Origin of the sequence: Streptomyces sp. NBC_00386, from assembly GCF_036063235.1 — a bacterium.
Lineage (GTDB): Bacteria > Actinomycetota > Actinomycetes > Streptomycetales > Streptomycetaceae > Streptomyces.
Window position 1 is genome coordinate 1,645,069 of record NZ_CP107950.1, and the last position, 15,995, is coordinate 1,661,063.

The window sequence follows — 15,995 nt, forward strand, 5'->3', positions numbered from 1 at the left end:
ATTACCTCTGGGGCAATTTTCTTGCCCCAGAGGCAAAGAGCCCGGCCGCACCCACACCGCCTCCACGGCGACCGCCGGTGCAGCCGGGTCTCAGCGGTTCGCCACCGCCTGCTTCACCAGCGTCTTCCCGAAGTCCCACATCAGCCCGCCGCCGTTGTGCGCGTCCTCCATCACCGCGGTGAAGGCCTCCACGAACCGGTCGACATCCCGCTCGTCGATGACCAGCGGCGGGATCAGCTTGATCACCTCAAGGTGGTCGCCGGAGACCTGGGTGAGGATGTGGTGCCGCTGGAGCAGCGGCACGACGACCATCTGCGCGAACAGACCCTTGCGCGCGGCCTGCAGCATGCTCCAGCGGCCGCGCAGCTTGAGCGACGCGGGCCGGCCGAACTCGATGCCGATCATCAGACCCCGCCCGCGCACCTCGCTGAGCAGCTCGTAGCGGTCGACCAGGGCTGCCAGCCGGGACTTCAGGAGTTCCCCGGTGATCCGTGCGTGGGCGACGATCTGCTCGTTCTCCATCACGGAGAGCACCGCGAGCCCCGCCGCCATGGCCTGTGCGTTGGAACCGAAGCTCGCCGAGTGCACGAGGACCCGGTCCATGGAGGAGTAGACCTTCTTGAAGATCCAGTCCTTTCCGAGGGTCGCGCCGACCGGCACGTAGCCGCCGGAGAGCGCCTTGGCGACACACACCAGGTCCGGTTCGACGCCCTCCTCCTGCTGGTAGGCGTAGAAGTCCCCGGTCCGGCCGAGGCCGGTCTGCACCTCGTCCGCGATGAGCAGTGCCTTGTGCCGGTGCAGCAGTTCCTGGGCGGCTCGCAGGTATCCGGGCGGGGACTCGTGGACGCCCTTCCCCTGGATCGGCTCCACGATGAGCGCGGCGACGTCGCCCTTCTTCAACTCCCTTGCCAGGGCGTCCAGATCACCGAGCGGGACGGCCGTGTCGGGCAGCAGCGGTGCGAAGCCGTCGCGGAAGCCGTCCTCGCCGTTCACGGACAGGGAGCCGGTGGTCAGCCCGTGGAAGGCGTGCGCGCAGTACAGGATCCGCGGTCGGCCGGTGGCGTACCGGGCGAACTTCAGCGCGGTCTCGACCGCCTCCGTACCGCTGTTGCCGAAGAACACCCGGTCCAGGTGCGGGCTGTGGGTGAGCAGCCGCTCCGCGAGCAGGCCCGGCAGCGGCTGGCAGTCGAAGCGGGTGAGGTCGGCGAGCGAGGCGTCCAGGACGTCGTGCAACGCCTGCCGGACGACGGGGTGATGGCGGCCGAGGCCCATCACCCCGAACCCGGCGAGCATGTCCAGGTAGTCGTTGCCGTCGGCGTCCCAGAAGTGCGCGCCCTCGGCCCGCTCGTAGACCTTGTCGAAGCCGATGGTGTGCAGCATGCGCGGGAGCTGGTGGTTCAGGTACTTCGTGTGCAGTTCGTAGCGCTCGGCTCCGCGCTCGGCGAGGAGCGCTCCGAGGTCGAACTCCCCCTTCTGGGCAGGGTCGGTCATTCCTGTTTCTCCTTGGACGACTCTTCCTCGGCCGGCCGGTCGGCGGGCTCGATCGGCTCGTACGCGGCCTTGGCCCGCTCGTCCCTGATGGCCAGCCCGGCGCTGATCCGTCCGGCGATCTCCACGGGCGTGAGCCCGATGTCGGCGAGCACCTCGGACCGCTTGGCGTGCGCGAGGAACTGCTCGGGGATGCCGAACCGTCTTACGGGCACGTCGACTTCGGCGTCCCCGAGGGCCAGCGAGACGGCGGCGCCGACTCCCGAGGCCCTGCTGTTGTCCTCGACGACGGCGACGAGCCGGTGTTCGGCGGCGAGGTGGGGCAGCGCCGGGTCGACGGGCTTGACCCAGCGCGGGTCGACGACGGTGCAGCCGATGCCGCGGGCCTGAAGCAGGTCGGCGGTCTGGAGACAGACCTGGGCCATGACGCCGACCGCGACGAGCAGGACCTCCGGGCGCTCGCCCCGGTGCAGGACGTCGAGCCCGCCCACATGGTCCACCGCGGGGATCACCGGACCGACGGACTCCTTCGGGAAGCGGATCAGGGTCGGCGCGTCGTCCACGGCGACCGCCTCCCGGAGCTGGGCCTTCAACTGGTCGGCGTCGCGCGGAGCGGCGATCCTGAGGCCGGGCACGACCTGGAGGATCGACATGTCCCACATGCCGTTGTGCGAGGCGCCGTCGACGCCGGTGACCCCGGCCCGGTCGAGGACGAAGGTCACACCGCAGCGGTGCAGCGCGACGTCCATGAGGAGTTGATCGAAGGCCCGGTTGAGGAAGGTCGCGTACACGGCGACGACGGGATGCAGACCGCCGGTCGCGAGTCCGGCCGCGGACACCGTGGCGTGCTGCTCGGCGATGCCGACGTCCCACACCCGGTCGGGGAACCGCTCGGCGAACTTCCCGAGCCCGACCGGATGCAGCATGGCCGCCGTGATGGCCACGACGTCCGCCCGCTCCTCACCGATCCTGACGATCTCCTCGCCGAACACGGAGGTCCAGGAGGGGCCGTTGGACGGGGCGAGGGGCTCGCAGGTGAGCGGGTCCATCACGCCGACCGTGTGGAAGTGGTCCTCCTCGTGCGCGAGCGCGGGTTCGTAGCCGCGCCCCTTCTCCGTCAGGCAGTGGACGAGGACGGGTCCGTGGAAGCGTTTGGCCCGGCGCAGCGCGGACTCGACGGCCCCCACGTCGTGACCGTCGATCGGGCCGACGTACTTGAGCCCGAGGTCCTCGAACATGCCCTGCGGCGCGAAGGCGTCCTTGAAGCCCTTCTTGGCGCCGTGCAGCGACTCGTAGATCGTGTTGCCGACGAGGGGGGTGCGCAGCAGGACGCTCTTGCCCCAGGCGAGAACCTGCTCGTAGCTGTCGGTCGTCCGCAGGGTCGCGAGGTGGTTCGCGAGGCCGCCGATGGTCGGCGCGTACGAGCGTTCGTTGTCGTTGACGACGATGATCAGCGGCCGGTCCTTGGCAGCGGCGATGTTGTTCAGCGCCTCCCACGCCATGCCGCCGGTCAGCGCGCCGTCGCCGATGACCGCGACGACGTGGCCCTTCTCGCCCTGCACCTGGCGGGCCTTGGCGAGCCCGTCGGCCCAGCCGAGTGCGGTCGAGGCGTGGCTGTTCTCGATGACGTCGTGCTCGGACTCCTCGCGCGAGGGATAGCCGGACAGGCCGCCCTTGCTGCGCAACTTGGAGAAGTCCTGACGCCCTGTCAGCAGTTTGTGTACGTAGCTCTGATGGCCGGTGTCCCACAGGATGCGGTCGAAGGGCGACTCGAAGACCCGGTGGAGGGCGATGGACAGCTCCACCACTCCCAGGTTGGGTCCGAGGTGACCGCCGGTCCTGGCGACCGCGTGCACCAGGAACTCCCTCACCTCTTCGGCCAGTTCACCGATTTCCGCCTCGGACAGCGCCTTCAGGTCGCGTGGTCCCCGGATGTTCTCCAGAATCGTCACGTCGGGCCCCCTCTCGGTCCGTGCTGATCAGCTCACGGTGACGGCCGGTTCCCCGGACGCGACGCCGTCGTTCTCCATCTGCTCGGCGATCTTCATCGCCTCGTCGATGAGCGTCTCGACGATCTTCGACTCGGGGACGGTCTTGATGACCTCGCCCTTGACGAAGATCTGCCCCTTGCCGTTCCCGGAGGCGACCCCCAGGTCCGCCTCCCGTGCCTCGCCGGGACCGTTGACGACGCAGCCCATGACGGCGACGCGCAGCGGGACCTCCATGCCCTCCAGGCCGGCCGTGACCTCGTCGGCCAGCTTGTACACGTCGACCTGGGCCCGCCCGCAGGATGGGCAGGAGACGATCTCCAGCCGTCGCTGCCGCAGTCCGAGCGACTCCAGGATCTGGATGCCGACCTTGCACTCCTCGGCGGGCGGCGCGCTCAGCGAGACCCGGATGGTGTCGCCGATGCCCTCGGAGAGCAGCGCCCCGAACGCCACGGCCGACTTGATGGTCCCCTGGAACGCCGGACCCGCCTCGGTCACCCCGAGGTGCAGCGGGTAGTCGCACTGGGCGGCCAGCTGCCGGTAGGCGTTGACCATGACCACCGGGTCGTTGTGCTTCACCGAGATCTTGATGTCCCGGAACCCGTGCTCCTCGAAGAGCGACGCCTCCCACAGCGCCGACTCCACGAGCGCCTCGGGCGTCGCCTTGCCGTACTTCTCCAGCAGCCGCCGGTCGAGGGAGCCGGCGTTCACCCCGATACGGATCGGGATCCCGGCGTCCTTCGCGGCCCGCGCGATCTCCTTCACCTTGTCGTCGAACTGCTTGATGTTGCCGGGGTTCACCCGCACCGCCGCGCAGCCGGCGTCGATGGCCGCGAACACGTACTTCGGCTGGAAGTGGATGTCCGCGATCACCGGGATCTGCGACTTCTCGGCGATGGTCGCGAGCGCGTCCGCGTCGTCCTGCGTGGGGCAGGCGACACGGACGATCTGGCAGCCGGACGCGGTCAGTTCGGCGATCTGCTGGAGTGTGGCGCCGATGTCCGAGGTACGGGTCGTGGTCATCGACTGGACGGACACGGGCGCCCCGCCGCCGACCGCCACCGGTCCGACCTGGATCCGCCGCGTCGCACGGCGCTCCGCGATCGGCCGGAGCGGTACCTCTGGGAGGCCCAGGGAAACGGCGGTCATGACGTCACCCGCGGCTTTCCGTGAAGGTCTCGCGGGCGGCCCGGATGGATTCCTTGAGGGAGCCCATGGTGGCCAGGACCGCCGTCGGCTCGTAGCCGCAGTGCGCCATGCAGTTGGCGCACCGGTCGTCCTTGCCGCGGCCGTAGGAGTCCCAGTCGGTCTCCTCCAGGAGCTGCTTGTACGTCTGCACGTAGCCGTCGCTCATCAGGTAGCAGGGCTTCTGCCAGCCGAAGAGCGAGTAGCTCGGGATCGCCCACGCGGTGCACGGGAAATCGACCTTGCCCTCCAGGAAGTCCAGGAAGAGCGGGCTCTGGTTGAGCCTCCAGCGGCGCCGGTTGCCGCCCGCGAAGGCCTTCTTGAACAGCTCCCGGGTCTGCTGGACGCCGAGGAAGTGCTCCTGGTCGGGGGCCTTCTCGTAGGCGTAGGCGGGCGAGAGCATCATCTCGTCGACCTTCAGGTCGTCGTTGAGGTAGTTCAGCACCTCGATGATGGTCTGCGGGGTGTCGGTGTTGAAGAAGGTCGAGTTCGTGGTGACGCGGAATCCGCGCCGCTTGGCCTCCTTGATCGCCTCGACGGCCTCGTCGAAGACACCTTCCTTCGCGACGGACTCGTCGTGCCGCTCGCGCAGCCCGTCGATGTGGACGGCCCAGGCGAAGTACGGCGAGGGCTTGAACTTGTCCATCTTCTTGCGCAGCAGCATCGCGTTGGTGCAGAGGAAGACGAACTTCTTCTTCGCCACCAACTGCCGCACGATCTCGTCGATCTGAGGGTGCATCAGCGGCTCACCGCCGGCGATGGACACCATCGGCGCACCGGATTCGAGGACCGCGCCCACCGCCTGGGCGACCGGCATGCGCTGCTTGAGCACACCGGCGGGGTGCTGGATCTTGCCGCAGCCCTCGCACGCGAGGTTGCACGCGAAGAGCGGTTCCAGCTCGACGAGCAGGGCGAACTTGTCCCGCTTCCTTAGCTTCTGTTCAAACAGGTATGCAGCGACCTTCATGGACTGCCGAAGCGGCATGGCCATACGGCTCACCTCCGAGGGAGCGACAAAGAACGGTGCCATTCGAAAAAAGCGGGAAGAACGGAACGAAGAACGCGGAAGGCTGATATTCCACCGCGAAACGTGCCGATTCGGACGAGTTCATGTTCTGGAGCATCCACGACCACCCGGACGGCCGCAACGGGACGGGTTCCCGAGCGGACCGCGCCGAGCAGCGTGGCCGCCGACTCCATGTCGACGGCGATGGCTCCGGTCGCGAGCAGACCGGAGCGCTCGTGACCGCGGACCACGTGATCGGAGCCGGTGAGCGGCCCCGTGTGGACGGTGCGGCCCGGCACGGCGCGGGCGAGTTCCTTGACCAGCAGATCGGTGCCCACACACGGCGTGGTGCCGCCCGGGTCGCGGGTCTCCTCGGCGACGACCAGGTCACCGGGGTGCATGCCCGGGGCGAGCCCCGCGCAGAAGCCGGTGGCGAGCACGGCCGCCGTGGCCAGCACCGGGTCGGACAGCACCCGGGTGACCGACCGGTCGGCGGCCCTGGGTCCCATGCCGGTACGCAGCACGGTGACCGGCCCGCCGGCACCGCTCCGGTCGCCACTGCGCAGGGCGAGGTGCTCGATGCCGAGCGCGCAGGCGATCAGAAGCGGGGCCGGGGCGGGCGTCCTGTCCATATCAGCCCCCCTCGGCCGCGGAGAAGGGCTCTCCGTGGACGTAGCGACCGAGCGCGGTGAGCGGGAAGACGTGGCGGTAGAGGTGGTAGTTGATCGAGAAGTCCCACGGGAAGCCGGTCCCCGTGAAGTACGGCTCGTCCCAGGTGCCGTCGGGCAGCTGCGTCTCCGCGAGCCAGACCACCCCGCGCTCGGTGGCCTTGGAGTCGTGCTCCCCCGCGGCGAGCAGGGCGAGCAGGGCCCAGCCGGTCTGCGAGGCGGTCGAGGCGCCGCGTCCGCTCCATCCGGCGATGTCGTCGTAGGAGCGCAGGTCCTCGCCCCAGCCTCCGTCCTCGTTCTGCACGGACTCCAGCCAGGCCACCGCCCGGCGGATCGCCGGGTGCGAGCCGGGCAGCCCGGCGGCCGCGAGCGCCGGGACCACGGACCCTGTTCCGTAGACGTAGTTGACGCCCCAGCGCCCGAACCAGGAGCCGTTCGGCTCCTGATGGGAGAGCAGCCACTCGATGCCCCGGCGGGTACGCGGGTCATGGGTGAGCCCCTCGACCGCCAGCATCTCCACCACGTGCGCCGTCACGTCCGCGGAGGGCGGGTCGATCACCTCCCCGAAGTCGCAGAACGGCAGCCGGTTGGGGAAGGCACTGGTGTTGTCGACGTCGAACGCGCCCCAGCCGCCGTCCTTGGACTGCATGCCGAGATTCCAGCGGACCCCGCGTCCGATGGCGTTCTCGACGCGGTCCGGGTCGTGATGCCGGACGCGGCGCAGCGCGAGGACGACCTCCGCGGTGTCGTCGATGTCGGGGTAGTTGTCGTTGTGGAACTCGAACGCCCACCCGCCCGGCGGCAGTTGGGGCCGCTTGACCGACCAGTCGCCGGGCCGGACGATCTCCTCCCCGAGCATCCAGTCCACGGCCTTGACGAGCTGCGGGTGGTCGGCGGGCACTCCCGCGTCGGCCAGCGCGATGGTGGCCAGACAGGTGTCCCACACCGGCGACTGACACGCCTCGATCATCCGCGCGCCGTCGTCGCGCCACACGGCGAAACGGTTTAGCGAGGCCAGTCCCTCACGCATCACCGGGTGTTCGAGGTCGTAGCCGAGCAGATGCAGCGCGATGACCGAGTAGACCGCGGGCGGCTGGATTCCTCCCCAGCAGCCGTCGTTCTCCTGGCGCTCGATGATCCAGCGGCCCGCCGCGTTCATCGCCGCTCTGCGCAGGGCGCGCGGCGCGACCCTGCGGTACTGGTGCAGCGCCTTGTCCAGACGCTGGAAGGCGCCGTCCCAACTGGTCACGGGGGCGAGCGGTCCGACCGGGTTGGGGTTGCGCGCGTCGGTGTGCAGTTCGTCCAGCGGGAACGGCGCCGGCCGCACCGGACGCGTCGCCGAGACGACGGTGAGCGGCACGATGGTCTGCCGCGCCCAGCACCCGAAGTCGTAGATGTTCAGCGGCATCCACTTCGGGAAGTAGATGAGCTCCGGCGGGAGTTCGGGCAGGTCGTCCCACTTCCACCAGCCGAAGAGGGCGAGCCAGATCCGGGTGAAGACACGGGCCGCGGCGATGCCGCCGCGCTCGCGGATCCACCCGGCCGCCTTCGCCATGTGCGCCTCGTCCGGGGCGTCCCCGGCCAGCCGCAGGGCGACGTACGCCTCGATGGTGGTGGAGAGCTCGCCCGGACCGCCGTAGAACGAGGCCCACGTGCCGTCCTCGCGCTGCTCGCCGCGGATGAACAGCGCCGCGCCGCGGGTGGTCGGCTCGTCGCGGATTCCCAGGAACTGACGGAGCAGCAGGTCCTCGGCGTCCATGGTGACGTTCGTCTCGAGGTCGCCCTTCCACCAGCCCTGGGCGTCCTGCCGCGCGAGCAGGAAGTCCGTGGCGCGCTCCACGGCACGCGTGGCGGCGTCTCGGGTCTCGACTGTCCCGGCCGCCTCGGGAGTGGTCTGATACTGGGTTTCGCTGGCCGAGGCAGCGCGGGGCGGCAGGGCCCCGGTGCTTCCGTCGGTCGTCGCTGTCATGGCTTCCCCTTCGTGCAGTGGTGTGTCTCTGCTGTGGGTCCGCCGTCGGCCGGTGCGTTCGTTCGGATGGATATCCCCCCGCTCGAACGAGGTTCGAAGCTTGGGGAAGGCACCGGCCGGCGACTACGCGAGGTTTATTCGACCGATAACGATCATCTCTTCCGCACGACGACGAAGTCGGCCAGCGCCACGAGCTGGGCGCGTACATGCTCGGGCATCGGTACGGCGTCCAGCGCCTCGATGGCGATGGCGTGCTGGCGGCGCGCCTCCTGGGCGGTCCACTCGCGGCCGCCCGCCTCCTCGATGAGCGCGGCGCGCACGGCGAACTCCTCCTCGGAGAAGTTCTCGAAGTCGCTGGCCTTGGCGTCCTCGGCGAGCAGCTCGCCGAGGCGCTCGGAGGCGGGGCCGCTCGCCGCGAGCGCGGCCACGACCGGCAGGGACTTCTTGCGCTGGCGCAGATCGCTCCAGGTCTGCTTTCCGGTGGCCTCCGGGTCGCCCCAGATGCCGAGGAGGTCGTCGACGGCCTGGAAGGCCAGGCCGAGGTGGTAGCCGTAGCGCTCCAGCGTGTCGGCGGTGAGGTCGTCGGCGCCGCCGAGGACCGCGCCGATGGAACAGGCGCAGGCCAGCAGGGCACCGGTCTTGTTGCCCTCCATCTCCAGGCACTCCTCGACGCTGACGCGGTCGCGGTGCTCGTAGGAGATGTCCTGGGCCTGGCCGTCGATCAGGGCCCGGGTGGCGGTGGTCAGGCGCCGGGTGGCCCGGCCGGCCTCGACGGTGCCGAGCTCCAGCAGGACCTCGTTGGCCAGCGCGAACAGGGCGTCGCCGACCAGGATCGCCTGGGCGGGGCCGTGCACCTTCCAGACCGTGTCGCGGTGGCGGCGCTGTTCGTCGCCGTCCATCAGGTCGTCGTGCAGCAGCGAGAAGTTGTGGACCAGCTCGACGGCGACCGCGCCGGGGACGCCCACCTCGGGGTCCGCGCCGGCGGCCTGCGCGGAGAGCACGGCGAGCGCGGGGCGCACCGCCTTGCCGCCGTCGCCGTCCGCGGGATTGCCCTCGGCGTCGATCCAGCCGAAGTGGTAGGCGGCGACGGTGTCCATGGGCGGCGCCAGCCGGTCGACAGCCGCCTTGAGCACCGGTGTGGCCAGGGTCCGGCCGCGCTCCAGGAGCGCGGTCACGTCCACCGCGTCGGCAGCCGTTTCGGCCGGGGGCACAGTGGGCACAATCTCTCCTCTTGTTACGGAACCGGGGGTGCGGGGGCCTGCCATGCTCCGGTCGAGCGTCATGCCGCCTCCTCGAAGAGTCCGAGGAGGTGGTCGCGGGGCCGGCCCAGGGCGCCCAGCGCGGCCTCCGCCGCACCGACTCCACTGCGAACCGCACTCTCCATGGTCGCGGGCCACCCTGTGGCGGTCCACGCTCCGGCCAGGTACAGGCCGGGGGCCTTGGTACGGGCACCGGGCCGCAGCCGCCCGACGCCCGGGGCGGGAGCGAACGTCGCGGTGCGCTCCCGGGTCACGAAGAAGTCCTTCACCCCGGCGCCGCGCGCACCGGGCAGCAACCGCTCCAGCTCCGGCAGATACCGCTCCCGGAGCACGGCGACGGGCTCGTCGATCTCGTCCTGGGCGGCCGACTGCGACAGCGCCAGGTACTGCCCCTCCCGGAGTCCGGACGCCTCGGTGCGGTCGAAGACCCACTGCACCGGGGAACCCAGGGCCGCGAAGAACGGCGCGGTGAGGACCTTGCGGTCGTAGACGACGTGGACGTTGAGGATCGGCGCGGTGCCGATGTCCAGAAGCCGCTCGGGGGCGTCGAGCGCTCCCTCGGGCAGAAGGTCGTGGGCCTCGCGCTGGGGTACGGCGAGGACAACGGTGTCGGCCTCGATGCGCTCGCCGGGAACCTGAACGCTCCAACGGCCGTTCTCGTAAGGGGAGACGGAGGTGACGCGTGTACGGGTCTCGGTACGTACGCCCGCGGAGTCGAGCGCCTTGCGGGCCAGGGTGTCATGCAGTTCGCCCAGCGGGACGCGCGCCCAGCCGATGTCGGCCGCGCCCGGGTCGGACAGCAGACCCGTCTTGAACACCATCGCGGCGAGCCCGAGCGAGGAGTCCTGGGCCACCGCGTTGAGGGTGGCGACCCCCACGAGGTCCCACAGTGCTTCGACGGCACGTCGCGACTGACCGTGCCCGGCGAGCCAGTCGCCGAAGTTCTGCGCGTCGAGTGCCGGATCCTTGAGGTCCAGCCCCTTGAGCGCGAGCGCGGCACGGCCGACCTTGGCACGCTCGGCGAGCGAGAGGTGCTGATAGGTCGCGAGGCTGCGCGCGAGGTGCAGCGGTACGGGCAGCGCGCCGCGGCCGATTCTGCCGAGCCGTCGTCCCGGCGGTGCCTCCGCGTCGAGAACGGGCACGTCGAGACGATCCTGCACAGGCGCGAGCGCGGTCCCGTCGACGCGGTCGAGGAACCAGCGGTAGGCGGTGCAGCAGCGCAGGAAGACATGCTGTCCGTTGTCCACGGTGAGTTCGCCGCGCTGGAAGGAGAACGCGAGACCGCCGAGGCGTGGCCGCCCTTCGAGCAGCGTCACCCGGAGCCCGGCGTCGGCCAGCGCGAGCGCGGCGGTGATCCCGGCGAGTCCTCCGCCGATCACCACGGCAGCGGTCCGGCCGGAGTCGTCCGTGGCCTCGACCTCGCTCATGACGCACCCTCCCCTGCGGCCGCGCCGGGGTGGTTGAACGCTCCACGGCAGGCCGTTGCACTCAGGGACGCCACCCGGCTCCGGAGGGTTGCCTGCCGCTTTTCGCCGACCGCGTCACCGCGGCCCATGGTGTCCATCAGACACGCCTCCGGACCGTACGGCGGGAGACGTGCCGGGCGTCGAGGCCGGAGAGGCCGCGCACGGCGACGTACGCCTTCTCGCGTCCCGGCAGGGACACCCGGCCGCGCAGCACGGCCTCCGGCTCGCGCTCGATGCGGTCGAGAAGACGCCGGTAGATGCCCGCCATGGCCGCGACGCAGGCGCCGCTGCGCCGGTCCAGCATGGGCAGCAGCCGGTAACCCTCCGCGAAGAGGGCACGGGCCCGCCGCACCTCGAAGTGCACGAGACCCGCGAAGTCCGAGCCCGGCGGTGGAGTCGGCCCGGCGAACCCGGCCGAGCAGCCGAACTTGGCCAGGTCGTCGGCGGGCAGATACGTGCGCCCGCCCTCGGCGTCCTCGCGGACGTCCCGCAGGATGTTCGTGAGCTGGAGCGCGAGCCCGAGCGTGTCGGCGTACTCCGGCGCGCGCTCCGCACCACGCGCCCCCGGTTCGGTGCCGAAGACCCCGAGCGAGAGCCGCCCGATCGCTCCGGCCACGCACCGGCAGTAGACCTTCAGGTCGTCCCAGGTCTCGTACGTCTCACCGCGTACGTCCATCAGCACGCCGTCGATGAGCTCGTCCAGGCCCCCGAGGGGCACCGGGAAGTACCCGGCGGTGTGGCTGAGGGCGACCGCGACCGGGTCGGTGTCGTCCTCGGCGACGTCGCCCGCCCGGACGCGGGCGAGCAGCGCCCGGGTCTCCTCCAGGCGCGCAGCCTTCACGTCCAGCGCCAGCGTGCCGTCGCCGATGTCGTCGACGCGCCGGGAGAACGCGTAGAGCGCCGACATCGCGCGGCGCTTGGACGTCGGCAGAAGCCTGATGCCGTACGCGAAATTACGGGCCTGCTGACCGGTCACCGCCTCGCAGTAGCTGTACGCGGCGAGTACCGGTGCGGACACGTGCTGTTCCGACTCCACGGTCCGGATCACCCCTCTCCTCGCAGAGTCACTCCCACCTCGCGCAGCAGCTGGAGCTTGCCGGGCTTGGGCGGGCCGGGAAGTACGTCGTATTCGGCGGCGGCGATCGCGCCGATCGCCGCCTTCCCCCCCGCGACGAACCCCGCGAGCAGCAGTTTCAGCCTGCCGTGGACGCTACCCACGAGGGGGGTGCCTTCATTCAGGAGGTTCGAGGCGCGTTCTGCTTCGTATGCAACCAGTGCTCGCACCGATGCGCCTGCTGTGGGGACGGCGAGATCCGCTTCGACGACGTGAAAGCGCTTCATGTCCTCGGCGGGCAGGTAGACGCGGTCGCGGCCGAGGTCCTCGGCCACGTCCTGGAGGTGCTCGACGATCTGGAGCGCCGTGCACACCGCGTCGGAGCGGCGGATCCGCTCGGGCGTGGACGTTCCGGTGACGGAGAGGACCAGACGGCCGACGGGGTTCGCGGACAGTTCGCAGTAGGCGAGCAGATCGTCGTAGGTCTCGTACCGCTTGACGAGCTGGTCCTGGCGGTTGGCCGCGATCAGGCCGAGGAAGGGCTCGGGGGTCAGACGCGCGCGGCGGACCGTGGGCTGCAGCCTGCGCAGCAGGGGGTGGCTCGGGGTCGAGTCGAACACGCGGTGAAGATCGGCTTCGAGTGCGTCGAGCAGGACCAGACGGTCGTCGGCGTCCGCGGCCGGCACGCCGAGGAGGCGGGCGTCGGCGCCGCCGGGGGCGAGATCGCCGTCACCGATGTCGTCCACGAGGCGGGCGAAGCCGTAGACGGCCATCAGGTCGTCGCGCCAGACCCTGGGCAGGAAGAACGGGGCCACGGGGAAGTTCTCGTCCGCGGCTTTGTCGAGGGTGCCGCGCTCCGGATCGCCGGTGCGGACCGTCCCGGCTTGGGTCACCGCTCGCCGCCCGGCGCGAGGACGGCACACGCATCGCGGAGCTGGAGAGTCACCGTAGCCATTGCCGTCACATCTCCCGTTCTACACTGCCGACCCAACACTGCCCATTTCGGACACGCCGCCCGAAGATCCGCTCGGCGTGACGGTGCCAGGTGTCGCGTATTATCGCCCTACTTGACGCGTTTCAGCACCGGTACAGCTTACGTTGTACAACGCGGCACACTCCGCCGGGGTGTCCTGCACATCACAACAACACACCGATTGGCGTCAAGATTCCTCGCGCCGACGGGAGTTGGCGTTTCCTTTGCAGACGCAGGGCCCCGCCGGAGAGTTCCGGCGGGGCCCGGGTCCTGTCGTGGGCGAATCGGGCTACTTGCCCGTGAACTTCTCGTACTCCTTGAGGACGTCCGCGGTCGGGCCGTCCATGCGCAGCTCGCCGCGCTCCAGCCACAGCACGCGGTCGCAGGTGTCGCGGATCGACTTGTTGTTGTGGCTGACCAGGAACACCGTGCCCGCGCTCTTGCGCAGCTCACGGATGCGCGCCTCGGACCGCTTCTGGAAGGAGCGGTCACCGGTCGCGAGGGCCTCGTCGATCATCAGCACGTCGTGGTCCTTGGCCGCCGCGATCGAGAAGCGCAGCCGGGCCGCCATGCCGGAGGAGTACGTCCGCATCGGCAGGGTGATGAAGTCGCCCTTCTCGTTGATGCCCGAGAAGTCGACGATCTCCTGGTAACGCTCCCTGACCTCATCACGGGACATGCCCATGGCGAGACCGCCCAGGATGACGTTCCGCTCGCCGGTCAGGTCGTTCATCAGGGCCGCGTTCACGCCGAGCAGCGAGGGCTGGCCGTCGGTGAAGACCTTGCCCTTCTCCGCGGGAAGCAGACCGGCGATGGCCCGCAGCAGCGTGGACTTGCCGGAGCCGTTCGAACCGATCAGGCCGATGGCCTCGCCCCGGTACGCGGTGAAGGAGACACCCTTGACGGCGTGCACCTTGCGGACACCGCGCTCCTCGCCGCGCTTGATGATGCGGCTGAGGGCGGACGTGGCGCTGCCCTTGCCTGTCTTGGCGCCGTTCACGCGGTAGACGATGTGCAGTTCGTCCGCGATGACGGTCGGGATGTGCGACCTCTTTTCGAGCTCAGCCACGGCCGTACCTCTCTTCAGCCTTCCAGAAGTAGACGAACCCGCCGACGGCGGTGACCACGGCCCAGAAGACGGCGATGGCCCACACGTGCGGCGGCAGGTTGGAGGAGCCGTAGCCGTCGATGAGCGCGAAGCGCATCAGGTCCATGTAGACGGCGGCCGGGTTCGCCTGGAGCGCGCGGGCGATCCATTCGGGGCGGCCGGCCAGCATGGTGCTGATGGAGAACATGACACCGGAGGCGTACATCCAGGTGCGCAGGAGGAACGGCATGAGCTGGGCGAGGTCGGGGGTCTTCGCGCCCATCCGCGCCACGATCAGGGCGAGGCCGGTGTTGAACAGGAATTGGAGGATCAGTACCGGGACGATCAGCAGCCAGGACAGGCCCGGGTAGCTGCCGAAGCCGATCACCACGATGAACAGCACGACCATCGAGAAGAGCAGCTGCTGGAGCTGCTGGAGGGCGAACGAGACCGGCAGCGAGGCACGCGGGAAGTGCAGCGCGCGCACCAGTCCCAGGTTGCCCGAGATCGCCCGGACACCCGCCATGATCGAGCTCTGCGTGAAGGTGAAGACGAAGACGCCGGTCACCAGGAACGGGATGTACACGTCGTGCGACATACCGCGGTCGGCCTTCAGGATCAGCCCGAAGATCAGGTAGTACACGAACGCGTTGAGCAGCGGCGTCACCACCTGCCAGAGCTGGCCCAGTTTGGCCTGGCTGTACTGGGAGGTGAGCTTCGCCTGCGAGAAGGCGAGGATGAAGTGCCGCCGGCCCCACAGCTGACGCACGTACTGGCCCAGCCCGGGCCGGGCGCCGCTGACCGCGAGGCCGTACTTGGCGGCCAGTTCGGCCGCGGAAAGCCCGTCATCGGGCGACGGCCGGTCGCTCACCGCGACTCCGCCGTCATGCGTGGTCTCACTCACAAGGGGAACTTTCGTCTTCAAGATGCGCACAGCCGGTTGGGACGTGGGCATGAGCCGGGAACCGGGTAGGGCCCGGGTGCTCTCAGGGTCGAGCTTGTCAGATGACCGGGGGCCGGCCCAGCCGGGTCAGCCGCCACACCGTGCGCCACCTCATGGGACGCCTCGGTCCGCACGGACTCCTCCAGCCTTCCCTGAATCCGCCGAACCAGGCCCGCAGAGCGGCCCGCGAGGGGCGGCGCAGCAGCGTCAGGAGCATCCAGACGCCGAGGTAGACCGGGACGAGGGGGGCGGGAAGGTTTCGGCGCGCGAGCCAGACGCGGTTGCGGGCCACCATCCGGTGGTACACCGCGTGCCGCGAGGGGGCGGTCGTCGGGTGGTACAGCACCATGTCGGAGCGGTAGTCGATCATCCAGCCGGCGTCGAGGGCCCGCCAGGCCAGGTCGGTCTCCTCATGGGCGTAGAAGAACGCGTCCGGGAGTCCGCCGACCTCGGCGAGGACCTTCGTACGGACCGCGTTGGCGCCGCCGAGGAACGTGGTGACGCGCGAGGAGCGCATCGGGTCGGCGGCGCGCAGCCGCGGCACGTGGCGGCGCTGGGTCTCACCGGACTCGGGGTCGGCGATCCGGAAGCTGATGATGCCGAGCTCCGGGTCGTCGGCGAAGGCCCGGCGGCACAGTTCGGCCGTGTCGTGGTGGGCCAGCAGGCCGTCGTCGTCCAGGAAGAGGAGGACGTCCACGTCGGTGCCGCCGGGGCCGAAGGCCTCGATGCCGACGTTGCGGCCGCCGGGGATGCCGAGGTTCTCGGGCAGCTCGACGGTCCGGACCCCCGCGGGGACGTCCGGGACGGGTGAGCCGTTGCCGACCACGACCACCTCGACGCGGTCGCCGTCCTGCTTGGCGACGGAGTCGAGCAGGGCCCTGAGCTCGTCGGGGCGGTTGCCCATGGTGA

Annotated in this window: 14 protein-coding genes; all 14 read right to left on the reverse strand. The window is 70.1% G+C overall.

The genetic code is table 11. The features are described 5' to 3' along the window. Positions 1-90 precede the first annotated feature (90 nt). The 14 genes from OG780_RS07090 to OG780_RS07150 all read right to left on the reverse strand — a co-directional run bounded on the left by OG780_RS07090 (position 91) and on the right by OG780_RS07150 (position 15,990). Positions 91-1,491: an aspartate aminotransferase family protein gene (locus OG780_RS07090; RefSeq protein ID WP_328445789.1), complete on the reverse strand. Its 1,401-nt coding sequence runs from the start codon at positions 1,489-1,491 to the stop codon at positions 91-93. Continuing rightward, positions 1,488-3,440, reverse strand: coding sequence for a 1-deoxy-D-xylulose-5-phosphate synthase (gene dxs, locus OG780_RS07095; RefSeq protein WP_328445791.1), 1,953 nt, complete (start codon positions 3,438-3,440; stop codon positions 1,488-1,490). Before dxs ends, OG780_RS07090 begins: the two co-directional genes overlap by 4 nt. 27 nt (positions 3,441-3,467) lie before the next feature. Beyond that, positions 3,468-4,625 (reverse strand): flavodoxin-dependent (E)-4-hydroxy-3-methylbut-2-enyl-diphosphate synthase, encoded by a 1,158-nt coding sequence (gene ispG, locus OG780_RS07100; protein WP_328445793.1) that lies wholly within the window; start codon positions 4,623-4,625, stop codon positions 3,468-3,470. A 4-nt stretch (positions 4,626-4,629) separates the two neighbouring features. Continuing rightward, a complete protein-coding gene (hpnH, locus tag OG780_RS07105; protein WP_326784308.1) occupies positions 4,630-5,652 on the reverse strand; it encodes an adenosyl-hopene transferase HpnH in 1,023 nt (340 codons plus the stop codon). Positions 5,653-5,657: 5 nt separating this feature from the next. Then, positions 5,658-6,299, reverse strand: a complete 642-nt coding sequence (locus tag OG780_RS07110) for a phosphorylase family protein (protein ID WP_328445796.1) — start codon at positions 6,297-6,299, stop codon at positions 5,658-5,660. A gap of 1 nt (position 6,300) precedes the next feature. Next, positions 6,301-8,304 carry a squalene--hopene cyclase gene (gene shc / locus OG780_RS07115; protein ID WP_328445797.1) on the reverse strand — a complete coding sequence of 668 codons (2,004 nt, stop codon included), beginning with the start codon at positions 8,302-8,304 and terminating at the stop codon, positions 6,301-6,303. Positions 8,305-8,456: 152 nt separating this feature from the next. Further along, positions 8,457-9,587: a polyprenyl synthetase family protein gene (locus tag OG780_RS07120; RefSeq protein ID WP_328445798.1), complete on the reverse strand. Its 1,131-nt coding sequence runs from the start codon at positions 9,585-9,587 to the stop codon at positions 8,457-8,459. Further along, on the reverse strand, positions 9,584-10,990 hold the full coding sequence (gene hpnE, locus OG780_RS07125; RefSeq protein ID WP_328445799.1) for a hydroxysqualene dehydroxylase HpnE: 1,407 nt from the start codon (positions 10,988-10,990) through the stop codon (positions 9,584-9,586). Before hpnE ends, OG780_RS07120 begins: the two co-directional genes overlap by 4 nt. Continuing rightward, positions 10,987-11,127 carry a DUF6380 family protein gene (locus tag OG780_RS44580; RefSeq protein WP_443062118.1) on the reverse strand — a complete coding sequence of 47 codons (141 nt, stop codon included), beginning with the start codon at positions 11,125-11,127 and terminating at the stop codon, positions 10,987-10,989. The genes hpnE and OG780_RS44580 overlap by 4 nt, the downstream gene beginning before the upstream one ends. Then, positions 11,127-12,077 carry a presqualene diphosphate synthase HpnD gene (hpnD, locus tag OG780_RS07130; protein ID WP_328445801.1) on the reverse strand — a complete coding sequence of 317 codons (951 nt, stop codon included), beginning with the start codon at positions 12,075-12,077 and terminating at the stop codon, positions 11,127-11,129. The genes OG780_RS44580 and hpnD overlap by 1 nt, the downstream gene beginning before the upstream one ends. Next, positions 12,074-12,976, reverse strand: a complete 903-nt coding sequence (hpnC, locus tag OG780_RS07135; RefSeq protein ID WP_328445803.1) for a squalene synthase HpnC — start codon at positions 12,974-12,976, stop codon at positions 12,074-12,076. Before hpnC ends, hpnD begins: the two co-directional genes overlap by 4 nt. Positions 12,977-13,345: 369 nt before the next feature. Beyond that, on the reverse strand, positions 13,346-14,125 hold the full coding sequence (locus tag OG780_RS07140; protein WP_328445805.1) for an ABC transporter ATP-binding protein: 780 nt from the start codon (positions 14,123-14,125) through the stop codon (positions 13,346-13,348). Then, positions 14,118-15,047: an ABC transporter permease gene (locus OG780_RS07145; RefSeq protein ID WP_328445807.1), complete on the reverse strand. Its 930-nt coding sequence runs from the start codon at positions 15,045-15,047 to the stop codon at positions 14,118-14,120. The genes OG780_RS07140 and OG780_RS07145 overlap by 8 nt, the downstream gene beginning before the upstream one ends. Before the next feature lie 97 nt (positions 15,048-15,144). After that, complete coding sequence (locus tag OG780_RS07150; protein WP_387301319.1) at positions 15,145-15,990, reverse strand: glycosyltransferase family 2 protein; 846 nt, start codon at positions 15,988-15,990, stop codon at positions 15,145-15,147. Positions 15,991-15,995: the final 5 nt, after the last annotated feature.

Excerpts from the sequence above, each read along its gene's own strand:
- hpnH (WP_326784308.1), bottom strand. The coding sequence starts at position 5,652 with ATGGCCATGCCGCTTCGGCAGTCCATGAAGGTCGCTGCATACCTGTTT.
- OG780_RS07120 (WP_328445798.1), bottom strand. The coding sequence starts at position 9,587 with ATGACGCTCGACCGGAGCATGGCAGGCCCCCGCACCCCCGGTTCCGTA.
- OG780_RS07110 (WP_328445796.1), bottom strand. The coding sequence starts at position 6,299 with ATGGACAGGACGCCCGCCCCGGCCCCGCTTCTGATCGCCTGCGCGCTC.
- OG780_RS07090 (WP_328445789.1), bottom strand. The coding sequence starts at position 1,491 with ATGACCGACCCTGCCCAGAAGGGGGAGTTCGACCTCGGAGCGCTCCTC.
- OG780_RS44580 (WP_443062118.1), bottom strand. The coding sequence starts at position 11,127 with ATGGACACCATGGGCCGCGGTGACGCGGTCGGCGAAAAGCGGCAGGCA.
- ispG (WP_328445793.1), bottom strand. The coding sequence starts at position 4,625 with ATGACCGCCGTTTCCCTGGGCCTCCCAGAGGTACCGCTCCGGCCGATC.
- hpnE (WP_328445799.1), bottom strand. The coding sequence starts at position 10,990 with ATGAGCGAGGTCGAGGCCACGGACGACTCCGGCCGGACCGCTGCCGTG.
- OG780_RS07150 (WP_387301319.1), bottom strand. The coding sequence starts at position 15,990 with ATGGGCAACCGCCCCGACGAGCTCAGGGCCCTGCTCGACTCCGTCGCC.
- shc (WP_328445797.1), bottom strand. The coding sequence starts at position 8,304 with ATGACAGCGACGACCGACGGAAGCACCGGGGCCCTGCCGCCCCGCGCT.